This window comes from Thalassomonas sp. M1454, assembly GCF_007097525.1.
In the GTDB taxonomy this organism is placed as follows: Bacteria; Pseudomonadota; Gammaproteobacteria; order Enterobacterales; family Alteromonadaceae; genus Thalassotalea_A.
In genome coordinates this window covers 194170-207457 of record NZ_VKDD01000004.1, presented here as the reverse complement: position 1 = coordinate 207457, position 13288 = coordinate 194170, and the positions used below count along the sequence as shown (strand labels likewise).

14 protein-coding genes are annotated in these 13288 nt (G+C 39.1%); 5 read left to right on the top strand and 9 right to left on the bottom strand.

The features are described from left to right. Positions 1–105: 105 nt before the first annotated feature. Positions 106–1602: a 4-hydroxy-3-polyprenylbenzoate decarboxylase gene (ubiD, locus tag FNN08_RS10805; protein ID WP_143585989.1), complete on the top strand. Its 1497-nt coding sequence runs from the start codon at positions 106–108 to the stop codon at positions 1600–1602. Between the two features lie 59 nt (positions 1603–1661). Then, entirely contained in the window at positions 1662–2357 is a 696-nt protein-coding gene (fre, locus tag FNN08_RS10800; RefSeq protein WP_143585638.1) for an NAD(P)H-flavin reductase, read from the top strand. Positions 2358–2470: 113 nt separating this feature from the next. Here the strand turns inward: fre and FNN08_RS10795 are convergent, their stop codons facing one another. The 3 genes from FNN08_RS10795 to FNN08_RS10785 form a co-directional block, all read right to left on the bottom strand. Then, positions 2471–3775 carry a hypothetical protein gene (locus tag FNN08_RS10795; protein WP_260679325.1) on the bottom strand — a complete coding sequence of 435 codons (1305 nt, stop codon included), beginning with the start codon at positions 3773–3775 and terminating at the stop codon, positions 2471–2473. Further along, positions 3747–4238, bottom strand: coding sequence for a c-type cytochrome (locus tag FNN08_RS10790; protein ID WP_143585636.1), 492 nt, complete (start codon positions 4236–4238; stop codon positions 3747–3749). The genes FNN08_RS10795 and FNN08_RS10790 overlap by 29 nt, the downstream gene beginning before the upstream one ends. A 103-nt stretch (positions 4239–4341) precedes the next feature. Continuing rightward, the gene (locus FNN08_RS10785; RefSeq protein WP_143585634.1) at positions 4342–4641 is read right to left on the bottom strand and encodes a c-type cytochrome; all 300 of its coding nucleotides are present in this window, start codon (positions 4639–4641) and stop codon (positions 4342–4344) included. A gap of 268 nt (positions 4642–4909) precedes the next feature. Between FNN08_RS10785 and FNN08_RS10780 the strand changes: the two genes are divergently transcribed. Next, a complete protein-coding gene (locus FNN08_RS10780) occupies positions 4910–6364 on the top strand; it encodes a protein adenylyltransferase SelO (RefSeq protein WP_143585632.1) in 1455 nt (484 codons plus the stop codon). Positions 6365–6393: 29 nt separating this feature from the next. Next, complete coding sequence (locus FNN08_RS10775; protein WP_143585630.1) at positions 6394–6690, top strand: DUF3630 family protein; 297 nt, start codon at positions 6394–6396, stop codon at positions 6688–6690. Positions 6691–6745: 55 nt separating this feature from the next. Here FNN08_RS10775 and FNN08_RS10770 read toward each other — a convergent pair whose 3' ends face one another. Then, positions 6746–7141 (bottom strand): DUF3718 domain-containing protein, encoded by a 396-nt coding sequence (locus FNN08_RS10770; protein ID WP_143585628.1) that lies wholly within the window; start codon positions 7139–7141, stop codon positions 6746–6748. 412 nt (positions 7142–7553) lie between these two features. Between FNN08_RS10770 and FNN08_RS10765 the strand changes: the two genes are divergently transcribed. After that, complete coding sequence (locus FNN08_RS10765; protein WP_143585626.1) at positions 7554–8261, top strand: Crp/Fnr family transcriptional regulator; 708 nt, start codon at positions 7554–7556, stop codon at positions 8259–8261. A 20-nt stretch (positions 8262–8281) separates the two neighbouring features. On the opposite strand, the gene FNN08_RS10760 is transcribed toward FNN08_RS10765, so the two are convergent. The 5 genes from FNN08_RS10760 to FNN08_RS10740 form a co-directional block, all read right to left on the bottom strand. Then, the gene (locus tag FNN08_RS10760; protein WP_143585624.1) at positions 8282–9442 is read right to left on the bottom strand and encodes a CaiB/BaiF CoA transferase family protein; all 1161 of its coding nucleotides are present in this window, start codon (positions 9440–9442) and stop codon (positions 8282–8284) included. Positions 9443–9478: 36 nt separating this feature from the next. Beyond that, entirely contained in the window at positions 9479–10669 is a 1191-nt protein-coding gene (locus FNN08_RS10755) for a CaiB/BaiF CoA transferase family protein (RefSeq protein ID WP_143585622.1), read from the bottom strand. A gap of 61 nt (positions 10670–10730) precedes the next feature. After that, on the bottom strand, positions 10731–11906 hold the full coding sequence (locus tag FNN08_RS10750; protein WP_143585620.1) for an acyl-CoA dehydrogenase family protein: 1176 nt from the start codon (positions 11904–11906) through the stop codon (positions 10731–10733). Positions 11907–11914: 8 nt separating this feature from the next. Next, the gene (locus tag FNN08_RS10745; RefSeq protein WP_143585618.1) at positions 11915–12433 is read right to left on the bottom strand and encodes a MaoC family dehydratase; all 519 of its coding nucleotides are present in this window, start codon (positions 12431–12433) and stop codon (positions 11915–11917) included. A 20-nt stretch (positions 12434–12453) separates the two neighbouring features. Continuing rightward, positions 12454–13287, bottom strand: a complete 834-nt coding sequence (locus FNN08_RS10740; protein WP_143585616.1) for an HpcH/HpaI aldolase/citrate lyase family protein — start codon at positions 13285–13287, stop codon at positions 12454–12456. Position 13288 lies beyond the last annotated feature (1 nt).

The following is a 13288-nucleotide window of genomic DNA, read 5'->3' as shown; positions in this document are numbered from 1 at the left end:
CTAGTCGTAAAAAATAGGTTAATTAGCTCTAACTTGTCACTGAGATCTCGCACTTTGCAGGCTAACGGGTATATAATGCTGAAAACAAATTTCGACAAAAATAATATGAAATATAACGATCTTAGAGATTTTATCGACCAGTTAGAGAAGATTGGTCAACTAAAACGTATTACTCAGCCAATTTCTACTGACTTAGCCATGACCGAGATCAGTGACAGAACATTACGAGCAGAAGGACCGGCATTATTATTTGAAAACCCTATTGGTTTTGACATGCCAGTACTGACTAATTTGTTCGGTACGCCAGAGCGCGTTGCTATGGCTATGGGCCAAAAAGATATCTCAGCCTTACGTGAAGTAGGTAAGCTGCTAGCTGTATTAAAAGAGCCAGAGCCGCCAAAAGGTTTTAAAGATGCCTTAAGTAAAATACCTGTATATAAGCAAGTATTAAACATGCCAGTTAAGCGTCTCAAAAAGGCCCCTTGTCAAGATATTATATTTAGTGGCGAAGATGTCGATTTAACTAAATTACCAATTCAAAAGTGTTGGCCTGGTGATGTAGCGCCATTAATTACTTGGGGTTTAACCATTACTCGCGGTCCAGAAAAAGAGCGTCAAAACTTAGGTATTTACCGTCAACAACTGTTAGGTAAAAATAAAGTGATTATGCGTTGGTTATCACACCGTGGCGGCGCATTAGACTTTCAAGAGTTTAAAAACAAATACCCAGGTGAAAAATACCCAGTATCGGTAGCATTAGGTGCCGATCCAGCAACAATACTTGGCGCAGTAACACCTGTACCAGATTCATTATCTGAATACGCATTTGCCGGTTTATTACGTGGTAGTAAGACTGAAGTAGTTAAATCAATTAGTAATGACTTAGAAGTACCAGCGTCTGCTGAAATCGTGTTAGAAGGCTATTTAGATCCTGATGAAGTCGCTCCTGAAGGTCCTTATGGTGATCACACCGGTTACTACAACGAAGTAGATGACTTCCCAGTATTTACAGTAACTCACGTTACTATGCGCAAAGACCCAATTTACCACAGTACCTTTACTGGTCGTCCGCCAGATGAACCTGCGGTATTGGGTGTAGCATTAAACGAAGTATTCGTACCGATTATCCAAAAACAGTTTCCTGAAATTGTTGATTTTTACTTACCACCAGAAGGTTGTTCATACCGTATGGCGGTAGTAACAATGAAGAAACAATACCCTGGCCATGCTAAACGAGTAATGATGGGTGTATGGTCTTTCTTACGCCAGTTTATGTACACTAAGTTTGTTATTGTCTGTGATGACGATGTTAATGCGCGTGACTGGAAAGATGTGATCTGGGCAATGACCACACGTATGGACCCAGCGCGAGACACTACCTTAATTGAAAACACACCAATTGATTATCTAGACTTTGCCTCTCCGGTATCAGGTTTAGGTTCAAAAATGGGGATGGATGCCACCAATAAATGGCCAGGTGAAACCGATCGTGAATGGGGCGAGCCAATTGTTATGGATAGCGAAGTTCAAGACTATGTTGATGAAATTTGGGACGAGCTAGATATCTTTTCAGCTGCATCTAACAACCAAGAAAACGACTAATAAATCAGCCTTTATCAATAAAGATAAAGGCTTCACTCTATTTAAAAAAGATTTTATTAATGAAAGCAACAAGCTGTAAAGTACACTCTCTTTTGCCGTTAACAGAACATGTTTATCAAGTTCTATTAAAGCCTGAACAAGCCGTTAGTTTTGAAGCTGGCCAATACCTTAACTTTGTCATGAGTGATGATGATAAACGTCCATTTTCAATTGCTAGTGCACCTAAGGATGAATTAATTGAACTACAAATTGGCGCCTTTGGCGCTGATAGTTGGGCTATGCAAGTCATTGACCACATTAAAGCTAACGACGTGGTTACAGTAGAAGTTGCTGCAGGAGTTGCGCAATTAAAAACCAACAGTGAACGTCCTATTATATTACTCGCTGGCGGTACTGGATTTTCATATATCAAATCAATATTAGCTGACTTGGTTGAGCGTAAATTTGATAAACCGGTTTTAGTTTACTGGGGCCTAAGAGAGCCAAGTGCTTGTTATCAATTAGATCAAACCCAAGCCTTAGTAGATAGTTTAACTAAGGGCCAATTTACCCCTGTGGTTGAAACAGCGGATGAGCAATGGCAAGGCAGTGTAGGTAAAGTGCATGAGCCATTACTTAACGATGTAACTTGCTTAGCAGACTACGATATTTATATGGCTGGTCGATTCGATATGGTTGGTTTTTTACAAACTAAGTTTATCGAGCATGGTGGTATAAAAGAGCATATGTACGGCGATGCATTCGCCTTTATCTAATTTTCAAGGTGTCAGAGTTGTTGAAACAGCAAGTTAATTCCCAATAAAATAAAATGCCAGCAATAAACGCTGGCATTTTTCTTTTTAAATCAAGGTGTCTGACACCTTGATGTTTATCTAACAACCATCATAGATGCGCTGCGAGGGTTAGCAAGTAAGTCTGCAAATACCTGCCAGCGCTTTTGTTCATCATCCCCACTTCGAAATTCAACGTAATCTTTAACTAAATCCTGACCTAAATTATAGTTAATTACATAAGCACGGTAACGTTCAAAAAAGCTAATGCGTTGTGTCGATTTCTGCTCTGTACTCATGGCATATTTCATTAAAAATGCAATTGCTGTTGGCTTATCAATTTCACCGTCTAAATAACGTTTGGCTGCAACATTACCTGCATAAGAAAGTTGGCCGGTAACCTCTTGCACTTGATAGTAAAGCTCTACCTTAGTTGCATCTAACCCCGCTAATGGGAATAGTACATTTTTTTCAAAGGCTAAGCGCTCGGCATCATTATATGCCACATGAATACCGTAATTGGCACTGCCTTCGGCTAATAATGATAGCGGTGAATATAATGGATAAACTGAATATTCAACCCAGCCATTGTCGTTAACTAAGTGCTTTTCCATTAATGAGTTAAATACATGGTGGCCCGGATAACCTTCATGGCTAGCCAAGTCTATTGCGCGCTCAATATTAATCGGTAAGTCAGTATTCAGTTGAATTAAACTAAAGCTGTTGCCCTTGTACCAGTTATAAGCACTCCACGGTTGATTGTTAACATATTCAACAGTGAAGTTTTCTTCTTCAGGTAATTCAATGTAGGCTTTAGTGCGCTTTCGAGATTCTTTAATTGCCGCAGTAAATACCGTATCAAGTTTTTCTGTTGGAATAACAAATTGATCATTAAATGCTTTTAATCGAGTATTTAAATCACCTTCACCAGGCAATAAATTATCTAATTTCGCTAAAGCTTGATCGAAGTCGGCTTCAGTTAAGGCAGGTGATTTAGCATCGTAAAGTGCCATAGATTCATCATCAAAGCTTAACTTTTCACCACTGAGCATAGCGATAAAAGCTTGTACAGAGCGGGTTTGAACAGTCAGCATATCGTGACGTAATTGCTGTTCTTCTGGGAATTTAGCCGTGTTTAAATCAGCTAATAATAGTTCAGCTTTACTGGCTAATTCAGGTAACGGTAATTTACTTGCACCATCACGCCACTCGCTCGGGCCATAGTAAGCATCAATGTAGTAGTCTTGATGTTTACCAACTAACAAGGCTAGCTTAACGTAGCGTATGGCTAATTGATCTAAGGTATTCTCGGCGGTAGCTGTTTCAGACACAGCGGTTGTCGAAGTATTATCACTACAAGCAAACAACCACACACTACAAATCAGTGCTACTAACTTTTTCATCTTTTATCTCCACACTTGGTTGCTGAGTTTCAATTAATACTTCAGCATAATACTTAGCTAATCCTTGCATATCTTCATCAGTTAAACGGCTCACCATGCCATTCATCACATTATCTTTACGAGCTTTCGATTTAAAATCGCGCAGTTGTTTAAGCAAATAGTCACTGTGTTGGCCAGCTAAATTAGGATAGATATCAATTACCGACAAACCTGATTTGCCATGACAAGGAGCGCAAAACTCTACCTGCATTTTTAAGCGTTGCTGCTTAGCTTTTATTAATTCTTGCTCAGCAAGTAAAGCTGCTGCATTATCTTCATCTTCAAGTTCTGTTTGCTCTACAGGCGCCACTTCTAAAGCAGGATTAGTCTGATCAGAGCTTTTCTCTATCGCTTTTTCCTGCTCGGCACTACTGCTAGTAAAAGCAACTAAAAGTAGGCTTAATACTAAAATTTTTTTAGCCATTGAAAGTCCATTTTATACCTAATTCAAAAAGAGCTTGGTATTAATAAATTTAAGATACAAAAAAAGCGCATTAATGCGCTTTTTTTCTTGGCTTAATAAGCTATTACTTAACGCTTGCGTAGTAAGCGGATAAGTTAGCAATATCAGCATCAGATAATGGCATAGCCATTGCACCCATTACTGGGTCTTTACGAGTACCTGATTTAAAATCTTTAAGTTGCTTAACAAGGTAAGCTTCTTTTTGACCAGCAAGGTTTGGGTACATAGGAACAGCTGAAATACCAGTTGCGCCATGACAAGCTGCACACATTGCTGATTTGGCTTTACCGGCTTCAACGTCGGCGGCAAAAGCTGGAGCTGCCATAACTACAGAAGCGGCTAGAGCTAAAGTTAATTTTTTCATAGTGACTACTCTTTATTATTTATGTTTAAAACTAATTTGATTATATTGAAATTTTTGCAAACTGTCTGTGTTTTTTAAAGAAAAATTCAAACAAAACAGAAAATATCGACCAAAGTATGGCTGTTAACCGGCAATTTCATCAATTAAATGCTCATTTTTAATAATTAATCTGCGACTAAAATAAATTAATTCCCTAATCAGAGCTTTGTTATCGATGTAAAAGGTATATGATAAGGCTATTCCTTAGCTTTACATTAAGAACTATTCGTTGAAATTTTCAAATAGCTATATCAATCTTGGTAGTGATTTTTTTCAAACTGAGTCACCTGAATCAGTTGCAAAACCGCAATTATTACTATTTAACCAGCCCCTAGCGCAGCAGTTAAATATGGCTGATGAACTCGCCGGCAACAATGATGATTTAAGCCTCTACTTTTCTGGTAATAAAATACTGCCCGGTGCTCAACCCATAGCCTTAGCGTATGCAGGGCATCAGTTTGGTGGTTTCAACCCTCAGTTAGGTGATGGCCGAGCAGTATTGCTTGGCGAAGTCATTGATATCAACAATCAACGCCAAGATATTCAGCTTAAAGGTTCGGGACGTACCCCCTTCTCACGTCAAGGCGATGGCAAGTGCGCGATAGGCCCAGCCATCCGCGAATATATAATGAGTGAAGCCATGCACGCATTAGGTGTACCTACTTCACGTTGCTTAGCAGTAACAGCAACGGGTGAGCAAGTATATCGCGATACAGTAAAGCCTGGAGCTGTAGTAACTAGAGTAGCCGCCAGTCATATTCGAGTTGGTACCTTCCAATATTTTGCTGCTAGAGGTAATAGCCAAGCGTTAAAGCAACTCACCCAATACACTATTGCTCGTCATTTTCCTGAAATATCAATCGATATGGAAAATCGTGAACTGGAATTTTTAAAAGCGGTCATCGCCAAACAAATTAAATTGATTGTTAGTTGGATGCGTGTCGGTTTTATTCACGGCGTAATGAATACTGACAATAACTCTATCAGCGGTGAAACTATAGATTTTGGCCCATGTGCAATGATGGGGACTTATCATCCGGGGACTGTATTTAGTTCTATTGATAGCCAAGGACGTTATGCCTTTGCAAATCAACCACATATTGCCCAATGGAATATGGCAAGATTGGCCGAATGTTTACTGCCCTTAATTAGCGATGATACTGAGCAAGCTCTCGCTCTTGTTGAGCCGATAATAGTAAATTTTTCAGCCGATTTTGAGCAAGCTTACTTTACCATGCTTGGCCATAAGTTAGGTTTTGAAGAGTTTACTCAATTTGGCAAAGAAGCCATCAACGAATTGCTTAGTTTAATGCAAGATTTAGAGCTCGATTATACTGAAACATTCCAGCAACTTACCTTGTCACTATTAAGTGAGCAAGCAGCCGAAAAGCTTAAGGCAACTATAGGGGGTTGGTATGAAAAATGGCGCTTGGCATTGCAAGTGAGTAACATTTCAAATGTACAAGCCAACAAGTTGATGACTGAGAACAATCCTGTCGTAATTCCAAGAAATCATCATGTGGAGGCGGTTTTAGCCCATTGCGAACAAACATTAGATATGGACTTAGCTAATGAATTTTTAGAAGTGTTACGTTCACCTTATAAAGTGATAAGCAATACGGTAAAATACCAAGATACGCCAATCGATCAAGACCAAGGCTACCGCACGTTTTGTGGTACCTAATACCAAGTTAACTGAGCTAGGACAAAGCATTGCACTTAATTGATAAAGCCAGATTAGATAATGAAGACTTAATCTTAATCTCATTCAAGAAAGCCTGGGATCAGGACGATATAAAAGAGTTGGCAGATTTAGTATTTAGCAAAATAAAAAGTCACCGCATAATTGAACATGTAACAGGTGCCGATCGAGAATACATCCGCTTTAATTACCACGATGATTATCTTATTTTACATTTTGAAAGCTACAGTAATGCTTGCTGGATTGAAGCTGAAGATCAGTTACCAAGTAAACATTTAAAGCAGTTAAGCACTGTATTGCAAGCATAAAAAAAAACTCCTACATAGTAGGAGTTTCTTCTGTTAATTGACGCTATTTAACAAATTATTTTGCGCTGTTAGCCGTTTTGCTCTCTTGCTGTGTTTGCGCAATTTGAGTGGCTTGTTTTTTAGCTGCTAAAGCAACAACATCAATTTGTTCACTTTGCGTTGCAAATTTATTTAAGTAGGCAACTGTATCAACAGCGTAGTAGCTTGCTGCGAAATCTGAAATATCCATATCGTTACACTTTAAGCCAGTTACAATACTTTTTTCACCGTAAGGCTCAAGCTTCATTAATTTTTTCAATTTGCTTACATCATTGCTTGCAGCAGCAATACAAGTGTACATAGAGCGGTCAGCATTAGACGTATCAAACTGAGCTGTTTTAGCTTGTACAGAAACTGATAAAGCTAATGTAGTAATTGCGGCAATAGAAGTTAATGTTTTTAATGTAGTCATGATCTTATCCTCATTTGCTGAACATATATTTGACACTATGTAATCTTGCTCAGCTTGGTTATTTAAAAGTATGTTTAAATTCTTTAATTAGAATTACTGCTAAAACTATTTTTCGGATCACTTCTAAATTTATATTTATTGGAATGAGTAGATAATGTCACTAGTTTTTACGCCGGCGATTATACGCTTAATCAAGAGAATATTGACAGCCATATTGATAACAATTTCAAACATAAATTGACATTTATCAATCTTGCCGAGCCCCTTGTAAAATAAAGGTTAACAGCAGGTTTCAACACGAAAGAACAACACTATTTTTTGATGTTTTTTTTACACCATATAGTTAACTTCTTATTGTGTACTTCCTTGCTTAGTAGTACATTACTTACAAGCACACTAAAGAAACACAATCATGTCATTAGATATTAATAAAATTTCCGTAAAAAATTCATTATCAAGCTGTTTCGGCACTGGTTTGGATAGTATTTCTGGTGGTGATGAATTTTTATCACTATTGGCAAATCATGCAGACGAAGTAAACATTACCGCCGATAATTACCTACTTAATGAAGGTGAACTTGCTGAATACGTGTATATCCCTATTTCAGGTTCAGTAATGTTAGAGAGAACTGCTTCTAACGGTTCTCGCCAAGTATATGCTTTTCTATTTACCGGTAATATATTAGGCCTTTCTACTTCAAGTATTGCCTCATACAACTTTAGCGCTAAAGCATTGTCCGATTTAAGTGCTATTCGTATTAGTCGACAATTACTCGAAGACTTCTTTAGACGCTCATTTGAAATATCAAAGAAATACCATACGCGTACTGAAATAGTATTATCAGCTATGCTCGATCACCTATTTGTGATGGGACAAAGAACAGCTCACCAGCGTCTAGCGCACTTTTTACTTGATATGGAAAATAGATTATTTTGCCATAAGGGCCAGTACAACTTACCTATGAGTCGTCAAGACATTGCCGACTACTTAGGCATGACAGTATCAACCGCATGTCGTGGTTTTACTGCGTTAAAAAGAAAAGGTTGGATCAGTATTGCTAGTAACTCATTAATTACTATTCATGATAAAGATGCACTTGAGCACTACATTACAGATTAATTGTTGAGCACTATCCTATATTAAAAAATGGCTTTATCTTGTTTAAATTGAGCAATTTCAGCCGAGCTGTAACCTAAATCTAATAGCACTTGTTCGCTGTCAGCGCTAAAACTTGGCGTAGATAAGTTTGGTTTGGCAGGCTCTTCGGCAAACTTAATTGGCACACCAAGAGATTTATTACCTGCTTCATCAGTTAAAATCATTTCACGTTGCTGTAAATGCTGTTCATTCATTGCTGCGTGTAAATCTCTTACTGGCGCCCAACAAACATCGATATCGGCTAAAAACTCATGCCATTGTTGTAACGTTTTACTCGCAAATTGCTCTTTTAAAAACACTCGCATTGGTTCTTGATGTGCGCCGGGGCCTTGTTTAGCAAGTTCAGTTAACTCGGGCCTACCTAGTGCTGACAATAAATTATGCACAAACTTAATTTCACTGCCACCTAAGGTTAAATACTCACCATCTTGGGTTTGATAGATATTATAAAAACCATTGCCGCCCCACGAGCGCTCTTCTTTAGTTTCAGCTGCTTTATCTTGAGCAAAGATAGGGCCCATAACATTAGGCGTCCACGCCACAAGCGAGTCTTGCATCGAGATATCAAGAAAATCACCTAAGCCTGTGGTTTGCTTACGTAGCAAGGCCATTAACACCCCAGAAAATGCCATTAAGCTACCCGCCATATCAGCGGTAGGCATTGCTGGCATCGCAGGTACGCCATCTGCACCTAAGTTAACGCTAACTAAACCAGAATCAGCTTGAATACTTAAATCGTGTGCTGGATTTAAACGCTTATCACCTGTTTGCCCATAGGCAGAAACAGAACAATAAACAATACCTGGGTTAATCGCTTTAATGGCAGCATAATCAATGCCTAATCGTTCAACCACACCAGGGCGAAACGCTTCAACAATGACATCGACAGTTGCAGCTAGCTTTAAAAATGCGGCTTTACCATCGGCGTGCTTTAAATTTAAGCTGATGCTTTTTTTACCGCGGTGCGTGTTTCTAAACCAGACACTTTCACCACCTTGTTTTAAACCAACTTCTCGTACCGGCTCGCCAGTAGGTGGCTCAAGTTTAATAACTTCAGCACCATGATCCGCCATCATCATAGTAAAATGTGGGCCAGGTAAAAATAATGATAAGTCTAAAACCTTAATACCTTCTAACTTCATAATTATTCCTAATAAACTAAGTTTTTAACTCAGGCTTTAAACAACGCTTTGTTGTTGTAACTCTTTAATTTCATCTTGGTTAAAACCAACGTCTGCTAATAATTCTTCGGTGTTTTCACCCAAAGTCACACACGCCTTGCTTTGTAAGCGTTGGCCATTTAAACGAATTGGATTGGCAACTACTTCCATGTCAGGGTTTTGGCTGTGAGGAACTTTTTGAATTGCCCCTGTCTCACGTAAATAAGGATTATTTAATGCTTGTGGTAAGTCATATACAGGAGCAACAGGTAACTTACCATTTAAACGTTCAAGCCACTGCGCCGTTGTTTGCTTAGATAACAAGCCATCTAAGATTTCAGTTAACTGATCACGACAATCTCGACGTAGCGCCACCGTAGCGAATTGTTCTGCGCGTAACTGTTGGTCATCGATTTCATCAACTAATGCTTGCCAAAACTTTTCTGTCATCGCCATAATAAAGATCCAGCCATCGCTGGTTTTAAATAACTGACATGGCACCGTTGATGGGTGCGCCGAGCGAGGAGCACGCTCCGTTACATGGTCTTCATTTAAGTACCAAGTAGCTGGGTAAGTTAATTGGTGTAATGCAACATCAAACAAACTCACATCTACATCGCGACCAACACCTGTTTTTAATGCACCAAATAGGGCTGCAGTTAAGCCCAAACTTGTTGTTACACCTGTCATAAAATCAACCATAGATAAACCAAATCGAGCAGGAGGAGAACCAGGCTCGCCGGTTAGGTGCATAAAGCCAGCTTCAGCTTGCATTAAGTAATCATAACCAGGCCAAGTAGCTCGATCGTTATCTCGACCATAAGCCGATAAATGGGCACAAACGATCTTTGGATTAACGGCTTTCAACGCTTGGTAAGTTAAGCCTAACTTATCCGGCTGATCACCTCGTAAGTTATTAAGTACCGCATCAGAACTTGCCACTAACTTAGCAAAGACTTCTTGGCCTTGCTCTGACTTTAAATTTAGGGTGAAACTTTTTTTATTACTATTAAAGGTTTGGAAAAAATAACTGTCATTTTTTCCCAAAAAATATGGCCCCGTATGACGAGAAATATCTCCGCCAATTTTTGGGTTTTCAATTTTAATTACTTCAGCACCTAAATCGGCTAAATACATTGAAGCAAAAGGACCAGCACCATATTGCTCCACGGCAATAATGCGTACACCTTTTAATGGAAGTTCAGACATCTTTGTTCCTATTTGTTACATACAAAAACGGTGCTTTAAGCACCGTTTTTATTCATTAAATTTAAATTTTATTGCGGGCAATTAATTGTTTAGCAATAATCATACGTTGCATTTCATTGGTACCTTCACCAATACACATCAGCATGGCATCGCGATAGTAGCGTTCAATATCGTACTCAACACTGTAGCTGTAGCCTCCAAAAATACGCATACCTTCTTGAGCACAGAAAACGCCCGTTTCAGAGGCAAAGTACTTAGCCATACCAGCTTCCATATCACAACGTTCTTCGGCATCAAATTTAGCTGCTGCTTGCTCAATCAATAAACGCGAAGCTTCAACTTTTGCCGCCATTTCACCAAGTTTAAGTTGGATAGCCTGATGGTCAGCAATTGGTTTACCAAATGTTTGTCGCTCTTGTGCATAACGTACAGATAAATCTAACGCGCCTTGCGCAATACCGGCACCACGAGCGGCAACGTTGATACGGCCAAGCTCTAAACCACCGATAGCTTGTAAGAAACCTTTACCTTCTTCGCCGCCAATTAAGTTATCAGCCGATACTCTAAAGTCGGTAAATACAACTTCACAAGTATCAATGGCTTTATAACCCATCTTTTTCATTTTGGTGATTTCGATACCTGGTAAAACATTACCTTCACTATCCTTGGTTTCAATAAAGAATAAACTAGTACCTTTATGGCGTGGTTGAATTTCAGTATCAGTTTTAACGAGTACCGCAAGTGAATTACCATTCATTGAGTTGGTGATCCAAGTCTTAGCACCATTGATAATGTAATCATCGCCGTCACGTTTAGCTGTCGTTGAAATTGCTTGTAAATCTGAACCAGCATTTGGTTCAGTTAATGCAATACCACCACGTAATTCACCAATGGCCATGCGCGGCAAAATTCGTTCTTTTTGCTCTTGGGTACCACAACGCTCAATGGTAGAAGCTTGTATTAAATGAGAGTTAAAAATACCACCTGGAGCCATCCAAGCTGAAGCGACTTTAATTACTATTTTGGCGTAAATTGAAGCCGGTAATCCCATACCACCAAATTCACTACCAATGGTGGCACCAAATAAGCCAAGCTCTTTCATTTGCTCAACTAGCTCATGTGGGTACTTATCGGCTTGATCGTATTCTTTAGCAATTGGGAATACTTCGTTATCAACCCATTTGTTGATCATATCTAAGATGGCTAATTCATCTTCTTTTGAATACACTTCTGACATCATTAATCCTAATAATTTACTTTATCTTCAACACTGTGACCTTCTTTGGCGATCAACATAGTGCGAGTAAAGGTACAAACTTGCTTACCATTTTGGTTAAAACCTGTAGTACGAATAGTCACGATACCGGCACCTGGACGAGATGATGATTCGCGCTTTTCAATTACTTCTGATTCAGCCGTTAGCGTGTCATCTTCAAATAATGGATAAGTCATTTTAATGCCATCCCAACCTAAGTTAGCAATCGCTTTTTGACTACAATCAGTCACACTCATACCAACCATAATCGCTACCGTTAACGGTGAACAAACAATACACTTACCAAACTCACTGGCTTTTGCATATTCATCATCAAAATGCATTGGGTGAGTATTCATTGTCAGTAAGGTAAACCAAGTATTATCAGTTTTAGTTATAGTACGACCTGGACGATGCTCATAAATATGACCAACTGTGAAGTCTTCGTATGAACGACCAAAAGTTTCGCGAAAACGGTTTTCACCTACTTGTTTAACATTCTGAACCATAATAATTTCCTTACTTCTTATTAATTTTTGTTAGTTGCAACATTGGCTAGTGCCATTGTTCTTTGTGCTGCAACAATAATTGGACGATCAATCATGCGGCCATTAACCACAACGACACCAGCATCAATGCTAGTTACGCTTGCGAGTATTGACTGCGCTTGCTCGATCTCTTCATTCGTCGGACTAAACGCTTGATGTATTGCATCTAGTTGAATCGGGTGGATTGCCGCTTTGCCAGTAAAACCTAAGGCTTTTACTTTGCTGGTTTCTTGGCTTAGCTCGTCGATATTTTTTATATCAATATGCGGCACATCAATTAGCTGTATAGATTTAGCCGCTTTTGCCTGCACTAACTGACTACGCGCTAAAAGCAGCGGTTCATAGCTAAATTCGGCACCGATCTCAGCACTGTAATCAGCCCCACCAAACATTAACGCTTCAACACGATCATCAGCTAAAGCAATAGCCGCTGCATTTTGCACGCCAGCAACTGACTCTAATAACGCGATAATTTTTATCTCGGTATTAGCAATTTTACTTACCACTAGTTCAATTTCATCAGCGCTTGCAGTTTTAGGTAACATAATCGCCAATGGCGTATTTTCTGCATTTAGCATTGCCGTTAAATCATCAATACCATCGCTACTAGCAATATGGTTAATACGTACAACTAACTTGTTATTGTCTTTTAAATAATTAACCACCGCTTGTCGCGCCGTTGCTTTATCAGCTGGTAATACTGCATCCTCTAAATCAATACAGATGATATCAGCGCCAGCCCCTGCTGCTTTTGCAAAACGTTCAGGACGAGAGCCAGGTACAAATAACAATGAACGAATAATAGGTAAGCTCATA